Source organism: Massilia sp. W12, from assembly GCF_037300705.1.
GTDB lineage: Bacteria > Pseudomonadota > Gammaproteobacteria > Burkholderiales > Burkholderiaceae_D > JACPVY01.
On record NZ_CP147776.1, the window covers coordinates 80,250 to 98,886 of the forward strand.

An 18,637-nucleotide genomic window follows, 5' to 3' on the forward strand; every position below is an offset into this window, starting at 1 on the left:
TTGAATGCTTCAGCGCCCGTTTTTGCCGGCAATTTGCGTAGGGGCGGGGCTGGCTTTGCCGGTTTTTGGCATGCCTTGATGCAGCAAATTTTCCTGCGCGCCCGGCAGTGCCTCAATTTGCGCCATGCTCCAGCCGCTTAAATTTGCCAGTGTTTGCTTTTCGCGCTCCAGTCTTTGCGCCACGTCTTTCTGGAAATAATTGATGATAGGGCGAAAGCTGTCTTGCTTGGCGACATGGCAGGCGCGCTCACACTCTGCTTGCCACACCGGCGCAGTTTGATGGCGCCAGCTGCTCGCCCTGCCGGAGTTTTGCAGCGCAATCACCTTGCTCACACGCGGCTCACATTCATCGCTGCAGCGATGTTTTTGCTCCAGCACAGCAATGCATTTCTGCAGCGCGCCATACTGTGGGTGATGAATCACATGCCGCACCTGCCAATTTTCCTGATCACGGGTTTCGCTCAACACTAAGTCTTCCGGGAAGGATTCTGCGTTATAGCGTAAGTGCAGACGGGTTATAGCGACAGGCGTGAGCTTATTCGCATCCGCTTCGACAATTGCCTGGCCGCTGATGCGCGCGGCAAATTCCTTTTTACTGTCATTCAGCCAGAATACCCCGGCTTGCTGCCAATGTTTGACTTCAGGCGGCGTTTCAACGCAAGGATCGCACATAAAGCGCCATTCGTTGCGCCAATAATGTTCGGTGTACACGGTGCGCATTTCATCTTGCTTTACCTGGCGCTCAAAATAGCTTTTGTAAACGTCCGCGAAGCGCTCTTTGATGAAGTAGGGCAGTTCTTGATTGGTGGAAAGCTTTGCTGTGCGGTAATTGGCCGCTTCCACCCGACCATGCGGTGACAGCGCATAGACAATCAAATCCTGCGCGCTGCCGGCTTGCGCATTCAACATTCCCAAGCGCAGCGGCAGCATGTATTTCGGACTTTGGAAAGCAAATTGCAGTGGCCGCAGATAGTTGAAGCCGAGGCGCTCTTTTTCTTTCAAATTGACTTTGGCGGCAAAAAATTTCATGCCCTGGCGGATATACGGTTGCAGCGCGGCTGCTGCGCCGGGCGGCAGGCGATAGCCGTTTTGCAGCAGCCAGCTTTCCAAGCTGCTCGATTCTTGCGCCGAGAGGCTGACAATATCGTATTCCTCCAGTGTGAAGCGGGCTTCCACTTTGACGGCGGCAGGATTGGCAATTGAACCCCTTTGCACCGTTTGAGCCGGCATACTCATTTCATTGGTAATGTATCTTCTGATCGCTTTCCCGAACACCTTGACCGTGTTATCTGCAACAAACTGCTTGCCCCAATCAAATGAGAAATTGCATTCCGGCGCCTTCTCATGGTACTCCGCCAGCCTGGGAGCGGTATAAGCATCCAGGCGCGCAAACACTTCTTTGTCTGCAATTTTCACCTGTCCCTGTTTGATGGCTTGCGGCGTGGGCACGACCAGCACAAACTCGGACAAGGGACCTTGGTAGTCGTTTTGCATGGTGATCACGGTGCGGTCTTCATCGCGCGCCAAAATCACCTGGCTGGCGCGGTTGAACAGTGAGGCGTCGGCCTTGCCGGCGTAAAAGCCGCAAAACGCTTGCGCCGGCAGGCTCAAGATGCTGCTGCACAAGAGCACAGTTGCCGGCAGGAGTGAGGTGAGCGAGATTGTGCGCATATTCATCTTTCTGATGTGTGGGGTTTTTATTGTTCGATGCCCTGCATGCGGTTTTCCCAGTCTTGAAAATCCGGGAAGTGCTGACGCAACCAGCTTTCCGGTTGCTTCAAATCCTTTTGCAATTGCAACAGCGCTGCGCGCATTTTCGGGATGCGTTCCTGTTCGGCGGAGCGTACTTTCAGCAGTGCGTCTTGACGCAGGGGTTCGCATTGGGTTGTGCAATTGTGCAAGACAATCAACTCATCGCTGTCAAGGTCTTCCGGTTTTCGCTTTCTGCCCAGGAAGTTATTCATGCAATCCTGTGTGCAATTTAATGATTTTGCGCAGGACGTTTCACTTTCACTTGCGGGGCGGTAATTGGCCCGATATGTATCGTATTCATGAAACTCGCTGAGTTGTAATTCCAGCTCGTCAGCTTTGTGATGCTGACCCGGATATCTCAATTCGTACATCGTGTGCAGCAATGTGCTTGCAGACGCATTCCAAAAGGTCAGCGTGTCCCCCTGCTTAAACCTGCCTGCGCTTGATTTGTAAATCACGTTTGCATCGTTTTCATTCAGCGCTTTGTAGTATTCATCTTCGCTGAAAAAAGACGGCCACAGACCGGTTTGCCGGGAGATTTGCACATTTTCATAGTTGCTGCTGCGCAGAGCGTGTGTTGGGCTGAAAAAATGCAGGCGGGTGACAAATTTTGCGCCAGACTTGACGGCTGGCAATTTCATCGTTTTCACACGGACGTTCATTTCAAGCGCAAAGCGTTCATCTCCTGGCGGCAATCCTTTGAGCGGCACAGCTAAAAACTCCTTGCCTTCCATGATGAGGTTTTGTATTTGCCCTAAAGTGGCTGGCGGCGCAATAAAACCATGTTCAATCAACCAGCTTGGCAGCAGATAGGCATCTTTGCGCGAAAAAATGCGCGCTTGGAGTAAATTGGGGTCCGGCGTATGCGGGGCCTGCTGTGGAGACTGGGCGTACGTCCAGCAACCGCCCTGGCGGCGCCGTATCGTGCTGATATTGGCAAGTCTGGCTACTTTGTCGAAATCCACTTTACAAAATTCTTCCTGTGATTCACTTTGCAGCTTATTTCGGGATGAACTGGCGCCTGGATATCTGAAGACATCTGTCCGGATGGTGTGACTGAGAATTTCACCATGCACAGGCAGCAGCCAGATTTGGCTCAGGGAATAAGCAGGTTTGATGTCAGTCTTGAAAATGATGCGCGCATTTACCCCTTGATGCAGCCAGGCGATCTGACAATCTGTGTATTCATTTCCGCTCCCATCATCGTCCTCATTGCTGCTATGACTGAGGTAAAAGCCGCAAAACGCTTGTGCGCCCGCCGCCACGCTGAGCATCAGCAAGGCAAAACAAGCTTGTATGCAAAATCTGAGCAACATCGCCTTCTTCCTTGAATCTGTATGAATCTATTCGCCATCATGCCGGGCGGGTTTGCGGCATTGTCGCCGGGGCCGCGCTGAGCGGGCTGGTTTGCGGGGGCGTTTCGCGCCACTCAAAACGTGTTTGCGGCCACAGCCAATTCAACAGCGGAACCAGCCAGCTCAATGCAAACAGCGCCACGATCAAGCCATGTTGTTTGAACAGCATGAATTGCCAGTAGTAGGCCGCCAGCGCCACCGCCGCCACCCACAGCATGCGCACGCTGCGCCGTTGCGGCGTGGTCATCGGATCGGAAATCATGAAGAAAGCGAATAAGAGCGTGGCGCCATTGCAGAATTGCTTGACCCAGATCGCTGCGCCCGGATCCCAGGCATAGCCAAGCCACAGCAGACGCGCGGCCAGCACGCCGCCCCAGACCAATAAAAAAGTAATCGATACATCCAGCCTGGCGATGCGTTGCGTAACGATGCCGCCCAGGGCGATGAACCACAGCGCCAACAGGCTGGAAGAACCCCATTGCCCGGGCGAGAGCCAGGCGCCTTCCACCACACTGAGGGCGAGAAAGGCGGCCAGATTGGCGGGATTCAGAATATGGCTTTTGCAAGCCGCTGGGCCGGCGCGCAAGAGATATTTGGAACTCATGGCGATGCAGGCCAGCAGCGGATGCACCCAGAGATTGTCGGCGCGCACCAAAATCGAGATGCCAAAGCAGGAAATCAGCGCGCTCAAATAGCCGCCAAAATTGTAACGGCCCGGCAGGCGCAAAGCATGCTGCCAACAGGTTTGCGTCAGGATACCGCTGGCGAAACATAGCGCAACCTGCTGCCAGCTCAAGGCAAAATCACGGGCTAATGCGCCGATTGTCAAAAAGCTGGCCAGAAACAGGATCTGAAACCAACGTGCGTCAAGTTTTGCAAACATAGTTTATTTTCCGGGAATATTGCGCAGGCAGATTTGGATTGAAACGACGCTCAGTGGCATAAAGGGTTAAGTCTATGCGAAAAAAAACCATAGAAGCATAATATGAATGCGTTACTTATTTCCTTGGAATAATTTTTTTGTTTCCTATTGGAAAATATGCAACAAATCAGCCTCAATTTACATTTTGTAACCCGGATTGCATAGGGAAAGTGGATATTCTGACGCCGCAATCCGCCCGCAAGGGAAAACCCAAAGAAATACAGGCCCGCCAGGGCTGCCGGTGCAACACCGCTTTGCATCTTTGCCTCCAACCATTTTTTATATGGAGATACCATGAAGAAACATTTGACAGCCGCATTGATCATGGCCGCCTGCTTGCACGGTCAGGTATTTGCCGCGAATGCAATGGACAGCAAGTCAGCGGCCAATGCCGCCGCCAGCCATTATCAAACAATTGATTTGCAAACTGCAGAAGTGCGCAATACGCCGCTGCAATTTCACGCCGACAAAAAAACCGAAGCCAGTCTGCGCGCGCCGATTCCTGCGCCAGCATCGACCTGGCTGGTGCTCGGTGGTTTAGCCGTGTTGGGTTTATTCGCCAGCCGCTCCAGCCAGCACTTCGCCTGATTTCTCTTCAACGGGGGCGTAAGTCCGCCCCATCCTGCCAGCCAAACGCAGGTTAGCCGCCTGCTCCCGCCAGCTTCGTTTCACCTGCCATCTTTCGGATGACGGGACGCCTTCTCTCGCACACACAAAAAGGGTACATCATGATAAAAATCTTGTTTTCAGGTTTGCTTTGCTGCGCCGCTCTGCCGGCGCTGGCCGATGCCCGGCATCAAGCTGCAATTGATCAGATACAGATCAATGTTTTCAACTTGCAGGACAACAGCCCGATTTCGCTCGACTCCATTGTGACAGGTGTGAGCGGTCGCGGCTTCTTCATGGTGAAGGATAATGGCGGCACGGTGATTGAGGGGAGTGATCTTGGGCTGGAAGCGCGTGCTGATGGGCGCGATTTTGGCGGTCAATATGCAAGGTATAGCGCAGGCGTCGGTATGTCAGGGCGTCTGGCCGCGGATGTTGAGATTCCGGGCGGCTTTGCATCCGCCGCAGCGGAGCGCACGGTGCAATTCAATTTGCCGGCGCACAGTATCATTCGGACTGAGGTTGAGCTAAGCGCCAATCACGCCGTGTTTAATCAAGGGCCCGGCATGAATTATGGCGGCAGTATTTTCAACTTCAATTTAGGTTTGCCGGGACAGCAGGACACCAAGATTCCAGGCTATTTCGAGCCGGGCGACGCCACACGTTTTGTTTTTTACTATGCAAATTGGTCTGACAGCGTGGAGCAAGTCGTATGGAGCGCCAGCGTGTATTCGACCGCAACCGAATCCAAGTCCAGCTGGCGCGCGCATGCTGACGGCGTGGCGCCGGTGCCTGAAATGGAAAATTGGGCCATGCTCTTAGGCGGCCTGGGCTTGCTCGCCACGCGTTTGCGCCGCCGCGACTGATGTCTGCGCATGGCATGTCTTACGCATGTTTTACAATAGCCTTTTTTGCAGAAAAGACATGTTATGCGCCTCAGTTTGCAAGCGCTGGATCAGTATTTACTCAGTCTTGCCGCGCCGCAGTTGCGCGGCATTCGCCGTTTTTTGCTGGAATTCTGGTTTTTTGGCGTCAAAGAAGCGCGCTGCTGTCTGTTTGCAGGCCTGTTTTTTCTGGCGGTCTTTCTTGTGCCGCGCGCCGGTATCGCCGGCTTGCCGCGCTATGATGTTTTACTCTTGATTGCATTGGCGATTCAGGTCTGGATGTTGTGGGCCAAGCTGGAGACGATGGATGAGTTGCGCGCCATCTGCCTGTTTCACCTGATCGGATTTGCCTTGGAGGTTTTCAAGACATCTTCCGGCATCAAATCCTGGTCTTATCCTGATTTTGCCTATAGCAAGGTACTGGGTGTGCCGCTGTTTTCCGGCTTTATGTATGCCGCCGTCGGCAGCTATATGACACAAGCCTGGCGCTTATTCAAACTGCGCATTGAACATCACCCGCCGTATTGGATGGCGACTTTGTGCGCGCTCTTGATTTATGCGAATTTTTTCACCCATCACTACATCGGCGACTATCGCTGGTATCTGGCGGCGTTTGCGCTGGGCCTGTATGCGCGCAGCACGGTGATTTTTTACCCCATGGAAAAAGCGCGCAACATGCCGCTTTTGCTGTCATTTGTGCTGATCGGCTTTTTTATCTGGCTGGCGGAAAACCTCAGCACCTTTTTTGGCATCTGGCGCTATCCAAACCAGCTTGGGGCTTGGTCAGTGGTGCATATCAGCAAATGGAGCGCCTGGGCTATGCTGGTGATCATGACCTTCACCATCATCGTCCACCTCAAGCACATCAAAGAAACAGTGCGCGTGCCGGAATGAAAAAGCGCCTGAACAGGCGCTTTTTCATTGTATCTTCGTTTATTTGCCGCTTTTCGGGGCTTCGACCTTGATCATCACCTCGACTTTGCCGGCTTTTTCAAACTCCAATTGCATGGGGAATGTTTGCCCCGCCTTGAGCGGCGCTTTCAAGCCCATCAGCATCAAATGGGCGCCTTTGCCGGATTGCATTTCCACTTTGGCGCCGGCGGGCAGTGCTAAATCCTCCATGGCGCGCATTTGCATGACGTCACCGCTCATTTCCATGGTGTGGATTTCCACGCTCTCGGCTGCGGCGCTGCTGGCTTTGCGCAGCCGGTCGGCCTGTTTGCCGGTGTTTTCCAATTTCAAATACGCCGCGCCGGACATTTGACCGGGGACGCTGGCGCGGGCATACGCCTGACTGATTTTGAGTGCGCCGAGTTTGACCTCATTGGCGGCGGCGGGCAGGGTGGCCAGCAGGGCGCTGGCGGCCAGGGAGAACAGAATTTTTTTCATGATCAGAAAGGGTGAGGGAGGTTATATGCCGCCAGCAAAGCCGTGCTGACGCCAGGCTTCATACACAACAATGGCGACTGCATTGGATAGATTAATACTGCGGTTGCCGGGTTGCATCGGCAGCCGTATGCGCTGTGTTTGCGGAAAGCTGTCGCGCAAGGCGGGCGTCAGGCCGCGCGTTTCCGAGCCGAAAATGAACAAATCGCCCGGCGCAAACGCCACATTCGCGAAGGGTTGCGAGCCATGTGTGGTCATGGCGAACATGCGGGCCGGATCGGGCTGGACTGTGTTGAGAAAATCCTGCCAGTTGCGATGCACTTGCATTTGCGCGTATTCGTGATAGTCCAGACCGGCGCGCCGCATCTTGGCGTCATCCAGCGGAAAACCCAGCGGTTCGATTAAGTGCAGCTGTGCGCCGCTGTTGGCGCACAGGCGGATGATATTGCCGGTGTTCGGCGGGATTTCGGGTTCGACCAGAACGACGTGAAACAACAGAATCTCCTTTTCATCTCAAGCATGGCGCGGGGTGCGCGCAAACACATAGTTGCTGACGCGCGCCGCGCCGTAGCGCCGCAGCACGCGCGCAATCTCATTCAAGGTCTGACCACTGGTCATGACATCATCCACCACCCCGATGTGCAAACCGGCGATGCGGGCGACGCTTTCCGGGGCGGGTAAAAAAGCGCGCCGCAGATTGCGCCGCCGCGCCCGGTAAGATAATGCCGATTGCGCTTGTGTTTCGCGCACCCGCAGCAACAGCCCGGGCGCCAGCGGCGCGCCGAGCAATTGCGCCAGCGGGCGCGCAATTTCCAGCGCTTGATTGTACCCGCGTTCGCGCAGACGCTGGCTGCCAAGCGGCGCGGCGCATAATAAATCCGGCAAATCCTGCTGCGGCGCGCGCAAAATCGCATCGCGCAACAGCGGCGCCAGCGCGGCGCCGAGTTCTGGTTTGGCGCCGAATTTGAGCGCCAGCACCAGCCGGTCTTGCGGCGCGGCATAGGCGCAGGCGGCGATGGTGGCGTCAAAGTGCGGCGGGTGCGCCAGACAGGCCCCGCATTGCGCTGTTTCATGCTCAGACAGCGGCAGCGCGCAGATGCGGCAACGCGGCGTGTCTTGACTTAAAAATTGCTGGCAATCAGCGCACAGCAGGGCGCGCGCGGTGCAACCGCACAGGGCGCAGCAGGATGGCAAGAAAAAATCCAGCGCCGGCGCACACGCCTGCCAAGTGCTGCGCAAAAAACGCAAAGCCCGGTTTGTCATATGGATTCCTTTCGGCGGATTTGCACGCAGACTGAGCGCCGGCGTCACGCGCCGGCATGCTCCCTGATATACTGCAGCCTCTTTTTTCAGATTGTGCCGCAAGCATCGTGAACCAGCCAGCTTCCGCCGAATCCGCATCCGCTCCCATTGATCAGCAATTAGTGGCGCGCCTGTTTGCGCGCAGTGAGCGCTTGGGCGCGGCGGATTTTTTATTGCGTGAAGTGGCGCAACGCATGCATGAGCGTTTGGATTTATTGCGCTTGCAACCGCAGGATATTCTTGACGCCGGCGCGGGCTTGGGCTTGGACGCCTTGCAATTGCTGGAGCGCTGGCCGCAAGCGCGCGCGCTGGCGCTGGATCTGGCGCCGCAACGCTTGAGCCAGGGCCGGCGCTTGCTGGCGCAGCAAAAACAGGCTGCGCAATCCACCCTGGGGCGGGTGTTCGGGCGCTGGCTGGGCGGGGCGCGCGATGATGATCCGCTGATACGCGTGGCGGGCGACTATGCCGCTTTGCCCTTGCGTCCTGCCAGCCTGGATTTCCTGTGGTCGAATCTGGCCCTGCATTGGCATGCCCGGCCGCATCGGGTGTTCATGGAGTGGCGGCGCGTGTTGCGCGCGCAAGGCGTGTTGATGTTTTCCTGCTTCGGCCCGGACAGCCTGCGCCAATTGCGCAGCGCGTTTGAGTACGCCGGACTGGGGCAGGCGCGCGTGCTGCCCTTTGTCGATATGCATGACCTGGGCGATATGCTGCTGGCGGCCGGCTTTGCCGATCCTGTGCTGGACATGGAAATGCTGACCTTGCGTTGGCGCGATCCGCAGCAAATGTTAGAGGAAGTGCGCGCATTGGGCGGCAACCCGCTGGCGAACCGGGCGCGCGGCTTATGCGGGCGGCAAGCCTGGCAGCGCATGTTGCAAGCGTTGCCACGCGATGCGGAAGGTCATTATCAAATGCAGATCGAGATTGTGTACGGCCATGCTTTTTGCCCCCAGCCAAAAACCGGCGGGACAGGTGAATCCGTGCTGCATTTCATGCCCCGGCCCCGCAGCTGAGGGCGTTTTGTAGCCGTATGGCAACATTTTCTTGCAAATTTCCCCCTTGCAATTTCCCTTAAATCTGCTTTTGCATTGCAGCATTGAGGATTTTCTGTAAATTCTTAAGCCTGTCATTTGGCGTGTAAAAGACGGGTTTTTGCAGAAAATGGCAGAAGTTAGCAGGTAAATGTGCTTTTCGTACGGCGCCTGGCGTGTGCGCCGTGTTGCCCCCATGGGGGCGCTCTGATTATAATCAAGTGAAAATCAGGTAAAATAATGTGTTTTTCAGGGCGGGCTTGCAGGTTTGCCCTGCTCTGGGCGGGGGACGCACAGTCGCCGCCGTCAAGCGCCGTTGCAAGAGAATCCGGCAGCATCAAGTCAGGATTTTTCAGGAGGGATTTGCGCGTGTTCACCGACAACGGGCAGTGGATTCCGCTCAGGAATCCGCGCGGCCCGTTTTTGTCTGTCCGCCTTTTGGCTGGCAGGCAGAGCGCGGCAGCATGCGCCAGCGCCAACATCCGTTGGCGTCAGGTTTTTTGAAAATTATTATCTTTGGTTGTTGAGGAAAACATGAAACTTGCAAAGCGACTTCAAGCCTTGATGCTGGGAATCGGCGTATGGCTGGCTGCCGCACCGTCCTGGGCGGTCGGCAACAGTGAGGGCGGGCCAGCGGTCAACCAGCTCAATCTGGCTGCTCCGGTCACCAAGATTGCGGAAGACATTCACTGGATGCACTGGATGGTGATGGGCGTTTGCCTGTTCATCTTCGTGGCTGTGTTCGGCGTCATGTTTTACTCGATCTTCAAGCATCGCAAATCAGTCGGCCACAAGCCGGCCACTTTCCACGAAAGCACGGCTGTGGAAATCGCCTGGACCGTGGTGCCGTTCCTGATCGTGATCGGGATGGCCTTGCCGGCTACCAAGATCGTGGTGGCGATGAAAGACACTTCCAATCCGGATCTGACCATCAAAGTCACCGGCATGCAGTGGAAGTGGGGCTATGAATACCTCAAAGGCGAAGGGCAGGGCATTTCCTTCCTGTCTGCGCTGTCCACTCCGCGTGAACAAATCGGCGCACCCGGCATGCTGCCGACCGCTGCGCGCGGCGACAACTACCTGATCGAAGTCGATAACGAGCTGGTGGTGCCGGTGAAAAAGAAAGTGCGCCTGGTGCTGACCGCCAACGACGTGATTCACGCCTGGATGATTCCGGCTTTCGGCGTCAAGCAGGATGCGATTCCGGGCTTTGTGCGCGATACCTGGTTTAAGGCGGAAAAAACCGGCGTGTACCGTGGCCAATGCGCTGAATTGTGCGGCAAAGAACATGCTTTCATGCCTATCGTGGTGCGCGTGCTGTCTGAAAAAGACTACTCTGACTGGGTGGCCAAGAAGCAAAAAGAAATGAAGGCCAAAGCGGATGATCCGTCCAAGGTCTGGACGGTGGACGAGCTGAAACAGCGCGGCGAACAGGTTTATGCGCAAAATTGCGCCGCCTGTCACCAGGCTAACGGCAAAGGCGCACCGGGCGCGTTCCCGGCGCTGGATGGTTCGCCCATGGTGGTTGGCGGCAAGGATGCGCAAATCAAGATGGTTTTGGAAGGCAAGGGCGCGATGCCGGCCTGGAAGGCCTTGTCTGACACCGAGTTGGCGGCCGTCATCACCTACACCCGCAACAGCTGGAGCAATAAGGCTGAGCAGAATATCGTGCAACCGGCAGAAGTTCTGGCCGCACGTAACAAGTAATTGAGAGCAGGAGTTCGAGATGACTACAAGCATTCATGTCAATGATCATGGCCACGGTCATGACGATCATCATCCGCATGGCATAGGGCGCTGGATTTTCGCCACCAACCACAAAGATATCGGTTCCCTGTATCTGTGGTTCTCGTTTGTCATGCTGATGGTCGGCGGCGTGTTGGCGCTGTGCATCCGTCTGGAATTATTCCAGCCCGGTTTGCAATATTTCCAACCTGAGTTGTTCAATCAATTCACCACCATGCATGGTCTGATCATGGTGTTCGGCGCCATCATGCCGGCCTTCGTCGGCTTCGCCAACTGGATGATCCCGCTGCAAATCGGCGCATCCGATATGGCGTTTGCGCGTATGAACAACTTCTCTTTCTGGTTGTTGCCGCCCGCTGCGCTGCTGCTGGCCGGTTCCTTCCTGGTTCCTGGCGGCGCGACTGCCGCCGGCTGGACGCTGTATGCGCCGCTCTCGACCCAGATGGGTATCGGCATGGACATGGGTATTTTCGCCATGCACATCATGGGCGCGTCCTCGATCATGGGTTCGATCAACATCATCGTCACCATTCTGAACATGCGCGCGCCCGGCATGACCCTGATGAAGATGCCGATGTTTGTCTGGACCTGGCTGATCACTGCTTATCTGCTGATCGCGGTGATGCCGGTGCTGGCTGGCGCCATCACCATGACGCTGACTGACCGTCATTTCGGCACTTCATTCTTTAACGCTGCCGGCGGCGGCGATCCGGTGATGTACCAGCATATTTTCTGGTTCTTCGGCCATCCCGAGGTGTACATCATGATTCTGCCGGCTTTCGGCATCGTGTCCCAGATCATCCCGGCGTTTGCGCGCAAACCGCTGTTTGGCTACGCCTCAATGGTGTATGCAACTTCCTCCATCGCGATTCTGTCCTTCATCGTGTGGGCGCACCATATGTTCACCACCGGCATGCCGGTGACTGCGCAGCTGTTCTTTATGTACGCCACCATGCTGATCGCGATTCCGACCGGCGTGAAAGTGTTTAACTGGATCGCCACCATGTGGCAGGGTTCGATGACGTTTGAAACCCCGATGCTGTTTGCTGTCGGCTTCATCTTCGTGTTCACCATGGGCGGCTTCACCGGCGTGATCTGCGCGATCACCCCGATTGATATTCAGCTGCAAGACACTTACTACGTGGTGGCGCACTTCCACTACGTGCTGGTGGCCGGCTCGCTGTTCTCGCTGTTCGCCGGTTTCTATTACTGGTCGCCGAAGTGGACTGGTTATATGTACAACGAAACCCGTGGCAAGATTCACTTCTGGGCTTCGCTGATCACCTTCAATATCACCTTCTTCCCGATGCACTTCCTGGGTCTGGCCGGCATGCCGCGCCGCTATGCCGACTATCCGGCCCAGTTTGCTGACTTCAATATGATTGCATCCATCGGCGCTATCGGTTTCGGTCTGTGCCAGGTGTATTTCCTGTTCTTCGTGGTGTTGCCGGCGATTCGCGGCGGCCAGAAGGCGGAAGCCAAGCCCTGGGATGGCGCGGAAGGTTTGGAATGGACTGTGCCCAGCCCGGCGCCGTTCCACACTTTTGAAACTCCGCCCAAGGTGGATTGATTGCAGCATTGCGCGGCGCCTCTCTGCGCCGCGCCTGGAGAGATGAAGTGGCAAGTCGAGAAGATGAAATCAAAGCGAAAAACCGCCGCACCGGCATGTGGGTGGCGGTTTTGGCGGCAGTTTTTTTTGCCGCTTTGTTTGTTAAGCGCACCTGGTTTATGTAAGGCCGCCAATGACGCAACAAACCGGCTTTTTGCAGAGACTGAACCGGCGCATGCTGGGCAAATTGGTGTTGATTGCCTTTTTGATGTTCGGCTTTGGTTATGCGCTGATTCCGATTTACCGCAAGATTTGCGAAATCACCGGCGTCAACCTGATCACGCCGCAAGACATGACAGTCAAGCGGCCTGATAACACCCAGGTGGACAAGAGCCGCAAGGTGACGATTGAGTTTGACGCCACAGCCCAAGGCCCGTGGCGCGCCAGGCCGGTGAAAAACAGCCTGGATGTGCACCCGGGCGAATTGGCGCATATCGTGTATGAAGTGGTGAACAAGGAAAAGCATCCGGTCACAGCGCAGGCGATTCCAAGCTATGCGCCGCAGCAATCGGGTGAGTTTTTCAAGAAAGTGGAGTGCTTTTGCTTCCAGCAGCAAAAACTGGGGCCGAACGAAGCGCGGCAGATGCAAGTCGTGTTTTATGTTGATCCCAAGCTGCCGGCGAATGTCAAAACCATCACTGTTTCATATACGTTTTTTGAAGTGGCCGGCTTGAACAAACCGGCATAAAGAGGGGGCGTGATGACTGAGGATTTAAAGCAGGCGGTCAAACGCAAGCCCTCGTTTCTGGCGACGGTGCGCGCGGTGTTGTGGTCATTCATCGGCATCCGCAAGAAGAGCGGATACGAGCAGGATGCAGAGCAACTCAATCCGCTGCATGTGATTATCGCCGGCGTGCTGGGCGCAGTGATTTTTATCGTAACCCTGTTGTTCATCGTCAGCAGGGTTGTGGCTTAAGGCAACAAGAACAGCAACAGGAATTGCAACAATTCGAGTAATCGGGAGATTGAAATGAGTTCACACAACGCCAAGGCGCCGTATTACTACGTGCCGCATTCATCCAAATGGCCGGTTCTGGGCGGCGTCTGCCTGCTCATGACCATGGCTGGCGCTTCGGCCTGGGTCAATAACATAGGCTGGGGCATGTACGCCAGTTTCATTGGCATCGCCATGTTCCTGGTCGTGTTGTACAACTGGTTTGGCGATGCTGCCGCCGAATCTGAAAGCGGGCAATACAGCGACCGCATCGACATCTCCTACCGTTGGAGCATGGGCTGGTTCATTTTCTCGGAAGTGATGTTTTTCGCCGCATTCTTTGGCGCGCTGTTCTATGCCAAGGGCGTCACCTTCCCCTGGCTGGCGGATTTGAATCACAAAGTGATTTGGCCTGATTTCAATGGCATCTGGGGCGGCGTCGGCCCGGCCGGCACGGTGGAAGCGTTCAGCAAAATGACCTTGACCATCCCGACCATCAACACCGCTTTGCTGTTGACCTCCGGCGTGACCTTGACCATCGCCCACCATGCACTGGTGGCGAATCAGCGCAGCAAAACCATTTTCTGGTTGTTCCTGACGATTTTGCTGGGTGCGGTGTTTATGGGCTTCCAGGCATATGAATACATACATGCCTACAGCGATTTGAATCTGAAACTGACCTCCGGCATCTACGGTTCCACCTTCTTCATGCTGACCGGCTTCCATGGCTTCCATGTGACCATGGGCGCTATCATGCTGTCTTGTGTGTTATACCGTTTGATGAAGGGCCACTTCCGCCCCGACTGGCACTTCGGCTTTGAAGGCGCCGCCTGGTATTGGCACTTTGTGGACGTGGTGTGGCTGGGCTTGTACTTCGTCGTGTACTGGAACTGAACTGCGCAGCAGTGAAGCAAAAAAAACAGCGCCCTGCGGGGCGCTGTTTTTTATTATCGAAATCTTTTGTGAGAACTGAGATGCGAATATTTTGTTTGTTTGCCATCCTGCTGTTTTGTGGCGCCGCCCAGGGGGAAACCCGTTTGGCGCGACCGATAGCGGAACAGCAACGCTTGAATATTGAAAATAATAATTTGACCACCGAAGAATTTTTGTCTGCATATATGAGCAAAAATATAATGGAGCGCCGATATGCGGAAATGTTCTTGTTGGGAGTTATGGAAGCCGGCGAGGGGAGAGATTGGTGCGATTATCGAAAATTTAAGACTGTAACTGTGAATGAGGAAATATACAGCGGGCTGCAAGGTTTGAGCATGGGGCAACGAAAAGAGCGTGCGGCATCAATCTTAATCAGTATTTTGCGTAAGCAATTTCCATGTAAAGGGAAAAATAAATGAAAGTGAAGTATCTGATTTTGAAGAATAATCACTACTCATCAAATGAGCTAAATACCAGTTATGTTTCGCGCCAGAAACTGTATCGTGAAATTGGATATGACGATGAGCAGTTGATAAAGCAAAATGCCGGATATAAGAATACCTGTGCTACTCGCATGAGTTTGGCCTTGCTTAAATCTGGTGTGCAGATCAGGGGGCGGTTGAAAATTAAAGAAGGCTCTTACAAGGGAAAAACGTTTGAGCCTGGTGCGAAGTTGTTGGCGGATCATTTGGCGAACCGGCATATTTTGGGGAGGCCGCTTGTCATGACTCCAGCGACGGCACTCTCAAAGTTGTCCGGGAAAAAAGGAATAATTTTCTTCTGGAAAATTGATGGATATGATGGTGGGCATATTGATGTAATTGATTCTACAACAAAAGAGCAAGTGTGCAATTCTGCATGCTACTTTGCTTCCAAAGAAATATGGTTCTGGGAGTTGGATTGAAAAATAACGTTTCTATTCGGTCTCTGCGGATGTGATTAATCACTCTTTAAAATTTAATGTTTATAAAAATCATAGGGAATTTTGCGTGGGAATTTAAAAAACCTTATAAACAGTAAAGCAATAAGAAGCAGCGTCTTGCGGGGAGGGTGAAAATGGGGCAGTAAGATCGGGGGGGGCTTTGTAAAAAATGCCATCTATTCAGGGGGGCAACGTATTGGAGCGTATGCGGCCCATCTTGCGTACTCCTACTGGAGCTAATTCCATTATTGATCCAACGCTGTCGGACGCCGGGCTATCACTGCGCTCAATCCAGCCTTCTGATGACCCGAATTCGACTGACTAATCACCTCAAAGGATTGAAGATGAGATTGAAACCACTTCGTAAAACTTGTCTTGCATCGTTCCTGATTGCAGCAAGCGTTCTAATCTTTGTGCCAGCAAAAGCCAGCGAAAAAGATGCCACCGCTACCTATAAAGAAACAATTGAATTTATTAAAGAACACAAAATTTCTGCCTATTACAAAAATGACTCAGAAGCAGCCTTAGTCTTTTTTGGTTCAAGGCATACTTTTAATTCCGGTGATCCGCAACTGAAAGCAATCGAGAATTTTTTCGCACTGCTGAAGCCAACGCTTGTGTTGACGGAAGGTGGCAGGTGGCCTGTGGCAAAAGATAAAGTTGCTGCAATTACTGCTTACTCGGAAATGGGATTTCTCACTTTCTTAGCACATGCAAATGAAGTGAAATTTGATTCGCTTGATTTGGATTATCAAGCGCAAGTGAACTACGCACTGAAAAGGCACGATCCGCTGGATGTCAGCGTCTATACAATCATTAGATTAATACCACAATGGCGTGATCAATATGGTTATGAAGCGATTTCAAGGAAAATTGATCAGTACTTGGCAAACGAGGAGTTTAAGAACACGTTCCCGCTGAACACGGGGCCAAAAAATTTTAATGAACTAAAAGCTTACTGCGCTCAAAAGTTTCCAGATGTGAAAAATATATTGGATTTCGATTATCACCTGACTGCAAATGGAATTCAGCCTGACGTGCTCATGAAAGTGAGTGCTTCCTTTTCTGAGGTTCGTGATGCTTACATGGAAAAGAAAATAATGCAGGAGATTGAGAAAGGCGAGCGTGTATTTGCTATAGCAGGAACGCCGCACTTGGCGAAAATTGTGCCTAATTTGCTTAAAAAATACAGTAATTAGAGCTGCTTGCGATGCATCGCAACACATGTGGCCGGCTGATGCATGGTTGGCCCCGCCAATTGAACGAGCCGGCTGGCAGGTCGCCGAAAAAAGCTGCGGCGAAAGCGGCGCGCAATTTACCCGCCAAACAAAGCAATTCAGCCCCCTTCATGTGACTGGACCCCTGCCGCGCCCACTCCCCCATTTCTTGGTAGAATGACGCGCCCTCACTTCTTCAGCGCAAACCCGTCGGCTGTATCCATCCCATCCAGTGCGCCAGCAAGACGCATACAAACAGGGTGATCGACAAGGCGACGCGGGCGGTGAGTGACCACACCATACTTTTGCCGCTTTTCCGGCGCAGCATAAAGAACAGGGCGAAGGCCAAGCTGCCCAAAATCAGCGCAAAGGCCAGGATAAATACAATTTTCATGATGATGAGCAGCTCAGAACAAAGCACGATTGTAAACCCAAAACGCTTCGCCTTCCTGCCATGGGGGCCGACGCTTGTGCTGTTTTTGCTGCTCGCCTTGGGGCTGGGCGCCGGCGTATGGCAAACCCGGCGCGCCTGGTTCAAAGAAGAAAACGCCGCCAAACTGCAGGCGCGCCAGCGCCAGGCGCCGGTGCGCAATCCTTTTTTTGAGGATGTGGCGGCGCATGAATTCCGCCGTGTCCAAGTACATGGCGAATTTGCTCCGCAATGGTCGGTCTGGCTGGAAAACCGGCCACAGCAGGGAAAATCCGGGTTTGTGCTGGTCACGCCTTTGCGTCTTGATAACACCAATCAATATGTGCTGGTGGCGCGCGGCTGGGCGGCGCGCGATCCGCGCCAGCGCGATAAATTGCCGCAGGTCGCCACCCCCGCCGGCTCCTGGGCCTTGGATGGCATGATCAAACGCGATTTTGAACGCGTCATGCAACTCGGTCAGCCGCCGGCCCTGCAAACCAATGCGATTCTGCAAAACCTGGAGCGCAGCGAATTTGCGCGCAGCAGCGGCTTGCATGTGCTGCCCTGGGTGATTGAACAAAGCAGCGAGGCTCAGGACGGCTTACAGCGCAATTGGCCGCAAGCCGGCAGCGGCGCCGACAAGCATCGCGCGTATGCCTTTCAATGGTTCGGCCTGTCATGCGCCGCACTCGGTTTTTATATTTGGCTGGGCGTGCGCCGTGCGCGCGGCCTGGACTCTCCGCAAACATCAGCAAAATGAGCATCGCCATGAGTGAAAACAGCAGTCCTGCCAAGCCCAAACGATCATCCGCCATGTTATGGGCCGTGCTGGCGGTATGCATCGCCCCGATCGCCGCATCGTATTTTTATTATTACGTGGTGAAACCCGGCCCGGCCACCAACTACGGCGCCTTGCTCGATCCGCGCCAATACCCGATGCCAAACTTGAATGCGCGCAGCCTGGATGGCCAACCGCGCGAGCTGGCCAGCCTGAATGGCAAATGGCGCATGCTGATGGTGGCGCCTGCCGCATGCGCGGAGAGCTGCCGCGAAAAGCTGTTTCAAATGCGCCAATTGCGCTTGACCCAGGGACGTGAAAAAGACCGCATCGAGCGCGTCTGGCTGATCACTGATGAGCAGGCGCTCGACACCATCCTGCTGCGTGAATATGACGGCACCCATTTCATCCGCGCCGAGCGCGCCAAAATCGCCGCCTGGCTGCCGGCGGAAGCTTCGACCCGGATCGAAGACCATCTCTACTTCATCGATCCGCTTGGCAATTTGATGATGCGTTACCCGAAAGATGCGGACCCGCACAAGATCAAAAAAGACTTAAACAAGCTGATTAAAATCTCGAAGATTGGCTAACAATCCTGGAGTCCTCAGTCAACCGCTTTGTTGCTTCGATAACCCGATGATTTTCTTGAAATTTTCAGCAAATTGCAGCATCACACCCCGGGCCGGGGCGCGACCGGCGCGCAAAGCATGCTGTTCGCCGTTTTCGCCCTTGCCGGGCGCGCCCTCGCTTGCAAGCGAGGGCCGCATTGATGGCCGCTGGCATGCCGCCCGAATTGCCTTCAATACCCTGGCCAGGAAGCCGGTAAACTGCTTACTCCCGCCTCTCCAACTGAG

The 18,637-nt window shown here is 54.3% G+C and carries 23 protein-coding genes; 15 read left to right on the forward strand and 8 right to left on the reverse strand.

Features of this window, described 5'->3' with window-relative positions:
* Positions 1 to 9: 9 nt before the first annotated feature.
* From V8J88_RS00335 to V8J88_RS00345, 3 genes are read right to left on the reverse strand one after another with little or no spacing between them, the layout of a single operon-like run.
* Positions 10 to 1,677, reverse strand: coding sequence for a DUF2330 domain-containing protein (locus tag V8J88_RS00335; protein ID WP_338847147.1), 1,668 nt, complete (start codon positions 1,675 to 1,677; stop codon positions 10 to 12).
* A gap of 20 nt (positions 1,678 to 1,697) precedes the next feature.
* Positions 1,698 to 3,068, reverse strand: a complete 1,371-nt coding sequence (locus V8J88_RS00340; RefSeq protein WP_338847148.1) for a hypothetical protein — start codon at positions 3,066 to 3,068, stop codon at positions 1,698 to 1,700.
* A 37-nt stretch (positions 3,069 to 3,105) separates the two neighbouring features.
* A complete protein-coding gene (locus tag V8J88_RS00345; RefSeq protein ID WP_338847149.1) occupies positions 3,106 to 3,990 on the reverse strand; it encodes an RnfABCDGE type electron transport complex subunit D in 885 nt (294 codons plus the stop codon).
* Between the two features lie 333 nt (positions 3,991 to 4,323).
* Between V8J88_RS00345 and V8J88_RS00350 the strand changes: the two genes are divergently transcribed.
* The 3 genes from V8J88_RS00350 (at position 4,324) to V8J88_RS00360 (ending at position 6,413) form a co-directional block, all read left to right on the forward strand.
* Complete coding sequence (locus V8J88_RS00350) at positions 4,324 to 4,617, forward strand: hypothetical protein (protein WP_338847150.1); 294 nt, start codon at positions 4,324 to 4,326, stop codon at positions 4,615 to 4,617.
* Positions 4,618 to 4,757: 140 nt separating this feature from the next.
* Positions 4,758 to 5,501, forward strand: coding sequence for a hypothetical protein (locus tag V8J88_RS00355; protein ID WP_338847152.1), 744 nt, complete (start codon positions 4,758 to 4,760; stop codon positions 5,499 to 5,501).
* Positions 5,502 to 5,564: 63 nt separating this feature from the next.
* Complete coding sequence (locus V8J88_RS00360; RefSeq protein WP_338847153.1) at positions 5,565 to 6,413, forward strand: DUF817 domain-containing protein; 849 nt, start codon at positions 5,565 to 5,567, stop codon at positions 6,411 to 6,413.
* Between the two features lie 39 nt (positions 6,414 to 6,452).
* Here the strand turns inward: V8J88_RS00360 and V8J88_RS00365 are convergent, their stop codons facing one another.
* Genes V8J88_RS00365 through V8J88_RS00375 form a run of 3 tightly spaced genes read right to left on the reverse strand, consistent with a single transcriptional unit; the run spans position 6,453 to position 8,168 of the window.
* Positions 6,453 to 6,908, reverse strand: coding sequence for a copper chaperone PCu(A)C (locus V8J88_RS00365; protein WP_338847154.1), 456 nt, complete (start codon positions 6,906 to 6,908; stop codon positions 6,453 to 6,455).
* A gap of 21 nt (positions 6,909 to 6,929) precedes the next feature.
* Positions 6,930 to 7,400, reverse strand: coding sequence for a tRNA (uridine(34)/cytosine(34)/5-carboxymethylaminomethyluridine(34)-2'-O)-methyltransferase TrmL (gene trmL, locus V8J88_RS00370; protein ID WP_338847155.1), 471 nt, complete (start codon positions 7,398 to 7,400; stop codon positions 6,930 to 6,932).
* Positions 7,401 to 7,418: 18 nt separating this feature from the next.
* A complete protein-coding gene (locus V8J88_RS00375; protein ID WP_338847156.1) occupies positions 7,419 to 8,168 on the reverse strand; it encodes a ComF family protein in 750 nt (249 codons plus the stop codon).
* A 107-nt stretch (positions 8,169 to 8,275) separates the two neighbouring features.
* Between V8J88_RS00375 and V8J88_RS00380 the strand changes: the two genes are divergently transcribed.
* From V8J88_RS00380 to V8J88_RS00425, 10 genes are all read left to right on the forward strand, one after another.
* On the forward strand, positions 8,276 to 9,217 hold the full coding sequence (locus V8J88_RS00380) for a methyltransferase domain-containing protein (protein ID WP_338847157.1): 942 nt from the start codon (positions 8,276 to 8,278) through the stop codon (positions 9,215 to 9,217).
* A 552-nt stretch (positions 9,218 to 9,769) separates the two neighbouring features.
* Entirely contained in the window at positions 9,770 to 10,942 is a 1,173-nt protein-coding gene (coxB, locus tag V8J88_RS00385) for a cytochrome c oxidase subunit II (protein WP_338847158.1), read from the forward strand.
* 19 nt (positions 10,943 to 10,961) lie between these two features.
* Entirely contained in the window at positions 10,962 to 12,551 is a 1,590-nt protein-coding gene (gene ctaD / locus V8J88_RS00390) for a cytochrome c oxidase subunit I (RefSeq protein WP_338847159.1), read from the forward strand.
* A 47-nt stretch (positions 12,552 to 12,598) separates the two neighbouring features.
* The gene (locus tag V8J88_RS00395) at positions 12,599 to 12,715 is read left to right on the forward strand and encodes a cytochrome oxidase small assembly protein (protein ID WP_338847160.1); all 117 of its coding nucleotides are present in this window, start codon (positions 12,599 to 12,601) and stop codon (positions 12,713 to 12,715) included.
* An 8-nt stretch (positions 12,716 to 12,723) separates the two neighbouring features.
* Positions 12,724 to 13,278, forward strand: a complete 555-nt coding sequence (locus V8J88_RS00400) for a cytochrome c oxidase assembly protein (RefSeq protein ID WP_338847161.1) — start codon at positions 12,724 to 12,726, stop codon at positions 13,276 to 13,278.
* A gap of 12 nt (positions 13,279 to 13,290) precedes the next feature.
* Positions 13,291 to 13,506 carry a DUF2970 domain-containing protein gene (locus tag V8J88_RS00405; protein ID WP_338847162.1) on the forward strand — a complete coding sequence of 72 codons (216 nt, stop codon included), beginning with the start codon at positions 13,291 to 13,293 and terminating at the stop codon, positions 13,504 to 13,506.
* 54 nt (positions 13,507 to 13,560) lie between these two features.
* Positions 13,561 to 14,418: a cytochrome c oxidase subunit 3 gene (locus V8J88_RS00410; protein WP_338847163.1), complete on the forward strand. Its 858-nt coding sequence runs from the start codon at positions 13,561 to 13,563 to the stop codon at positions 14,416 to 14,418.
* Positions 14,382 to 14,876, forward strand: coding sequence for a Rap1a/Tai family immunity protein (locus V8J88_RS00415; protein WP_338847164.1), 495 nt, complete (start codon positions 14,382 to 14,384; stop codon positions 14,874 to 14,876). Before V8J88_RS00410 ends, V8J88_RS00415 begins: the two co-directional genes overlap by 37 nt.
* Positions 14,873 to 15,361, forward strand: coding sequence for a T6SS effector amidase Tae4 family protein (locus V8J88_RS00420; protein ID WP_338847165.1), 489 nt, complete (start codon positions 14,873 to 14,875; stop codon positions 15,359 to 15,361). The genes V8J88_RS00415 and V8J88_RS00420 overlap by 4 nt, the downstream gene beginning before the upstream one ends.
* A gap of 362 nt (positions 15,362 to 15,723) precedes the next feature.
* Positions 15,724 to 16,578 (forward strand): hypothetical protein, encoded by an 855-nt coding sequence (locus V8J88_RS00425; protein ID WP_338847166.1) that lies wholly within the window; start codon positions 15,724 to 15,726, stop codon positions 16,576 to 16,578.
* A gap of 214 nt (positions 16,579 to 16,792) precedes the next feature.
* On the opposite strand, the gene V8J88_RS00430 is transcribed toward V8J88_RS00425, so the two are convergent.
* A complete protein-coding gene (locus V8J88_RS00430; protein ID WP_338847167.1) occupies positions 16,793 to 16,990 on the reverse strand; it encodes a twin transmembrane helix small protein in 198 nt (65 codons plus the stop codon).
* On the opposite strand from V8J88_RS00430, the gene V8J88_RS00435 reads away from it, so the two are divergent.
* Together V8J88_RS00435 and V8J88_RS00440 are read left to right on the forward strand one after the other, a co-directional pair.
* Positions 16,989 to 17,765, forward strand: coding sequence for an SURF1 family protein (locus tag V8J88_RS00435; protein ID WP_338847168.1), 777 nt, complete (start codon positions 16,989 to 16,991; stop codon positions 17,763 to 17,765). The two genes, V8J88_RS00430 and V8J88_RS00435, sit on opposite strands and share 2 nt — an antisense overlap.
* Before the next feature lie 8 nt (positions 17,766 to 17,773).
* Entirely contained in the window at positions 17,774 to 18,373 is a 600-nt protein-coding gene (locus V8J88_RS00440; RefSeq protein WP_338847169.1) for a cytochrome C oxidase subunit I, read from the forward strand.
* Positions 18,374 to 18,391: 18 nt separating this feature from the next.
* Here V8J88_RS00440 and V8J88_RS00445 read toward each other — a convergent pair whose 3' ends face one another.
* Positions 18,392 to 18,550: a hypothetical protein gene (locus tag V8J88_RS00445; protein ID WP_338847170.1), complete on the reverse strand. Its 159-nt coding sequence runs from the start codon at positions 18,548 to 18,550 to the stop codon at positions 18,392 to 18,394.
* Positions 18,551 to 18,637 lie beyond the last annotated feature (87 nt).

What these genes read in the sequence shown, in the direction of transcription:
- V8J88_RS00335 (WP_338847147.1), bottom strand. Translation starts at nt 1,677, where the DNA reads ATGAATATGCGCACAATCTCGCTCACCTCACTCCTGCCGGCAACTGTG.
- V8J88_RS00340 (WP_338847148.1), bottom strand. Translation starts at nt 3,068, where the DNA reads ATGTTGCTCAGATTTTGCATACAAGCTTGTTTTGCCTTGCTGATGCTC.
- V8J88_RS00345 (WP_338847149.1), bottom strand. Translation starts at nt 3,990, where the DNA reads ATGTTTGCAAAACTTGACGCACGTTGGTTTCAGATCCTGTTTCTGGCC.
- V8J88_RS00350 (WP_338847150.1), top strand. Translation starts at nt 4,324, where the DNA reads ATGAAGAAACATTTGACAGCCGCATTGATCATGGCCGCCTGCTTGCAC.
- V8J88_RS00355 (WP_338847152.1), top strand. Translation starts at nt 4,758, where the DNA reads ATGATAAAAATCTTGTTTTCAGGTTTGCTTTGCTGCGCCGCTCTGCCG.
- V8J88_RS00360 (WP_338847153.1), top strand. Translation starts at nt 5,565, where the DNA reads ATGCGCCTCAGTTTGCAAGCGCTGGATCAGTATTTACTCAGTCTTGCC.
- V8J88_RS00365 (WP_338847154.1), bottom strand. Translation starts at nt 6,908, where the DNA reads ATGAAAAAAATTCTGTTCTCCCTGGCCGCCAGCGCCCTGCTGGCCACC.
- V8J88_RS00375 (WP_338847156.1), bottom strand. Translation starts at nt 8,168, where the DNA reads ATGACAAACCGGGCTTTGCGTTTTTTGCGCAGCACTTGGCAGGCGTGT.
- coxB (WP_338847158.1), top strand. Translation starts at nt 9,770, where the DNA reads ATGAAACTTGCAAAGCGACTTCAAGCCTTGATGCTGGGAATCGGCGTA.
- ctaD (WP_338847159.1), top strand. Translation starts at nt 10,962, where the DNA reads ATGACTACAAGCATTCATGTCAATGATCATGGCCACGGTCATGACGAT.
- V8J88_RS00400 (WP_338847161.1), top strand. Translation starts at nt 12,724, where the DNA reads ATGACGCAACAAACCGGCTTTTTGCAGAGACTGAACCGGCGCATGCTG.
- V8J88_RS00405 (WP_338847162.1), top strand. Translation starts at nt 13,291, where the DNA reads ATGACTGAGGATTTAAAGCAGGCGGTCAAACGCAAGCCCTCGTTTCTG.
- V8J88_RS00410 (WP_338847163.1), top strand. Translation starts at nt 13,561, where the DNA reads ATGAGTTCACACAACGCCAAGGCGCCGTATTACTACGTGCCGCATTCA.
- V8J88_RS00420 (WP_338847165.1), top strand. Translation starts at nt 14,873, where the DNA reads ATGAAAGTGAAGTATCTGATTTTGAAGAATAATCACTACTCATCAAAT.
- V8J88_RS00425 (WP_338847166.1), top strand. Translation starts at nt 15,724, where the DNA reads ATGAGATTGAAACCACTTCGTAAAACTTGTCTTGCATCGTTCCTGATT.
- V8J88_RS00435 (WP_338847168.1), top strand. Translation starts at nt 16,989, where the DNA reads ATGATGATGAGCAGCTCAGAACAAAGCACGATTGTAAACCCAAAACGC.
- V8J88_RS00430 (WP_338847167.1), bottom strand. Translation starts at nt 16,990, where the DNA reads ATGAAAATTGTATTTATCCTGGCCTTTGCGCTGATTTTGGGCAGCTTG.
- V8J88_RS00440 (WP_338847169.1), top strand. Translation starts at nt 17,774, where the DNA reads ATGAGTGAAAACAGCAGTCCTGCCAAGCCCAAACGATCATCCGCCATG.
- V8J88_RS00445 (WP_338847170.1), bottom strand. Translation starts at nt 18,550, where the DNA reads ATGCGGCCCTCGCTTGCAAGCGAGGGCGCGCCCGGCAAGGGCGAAAAC.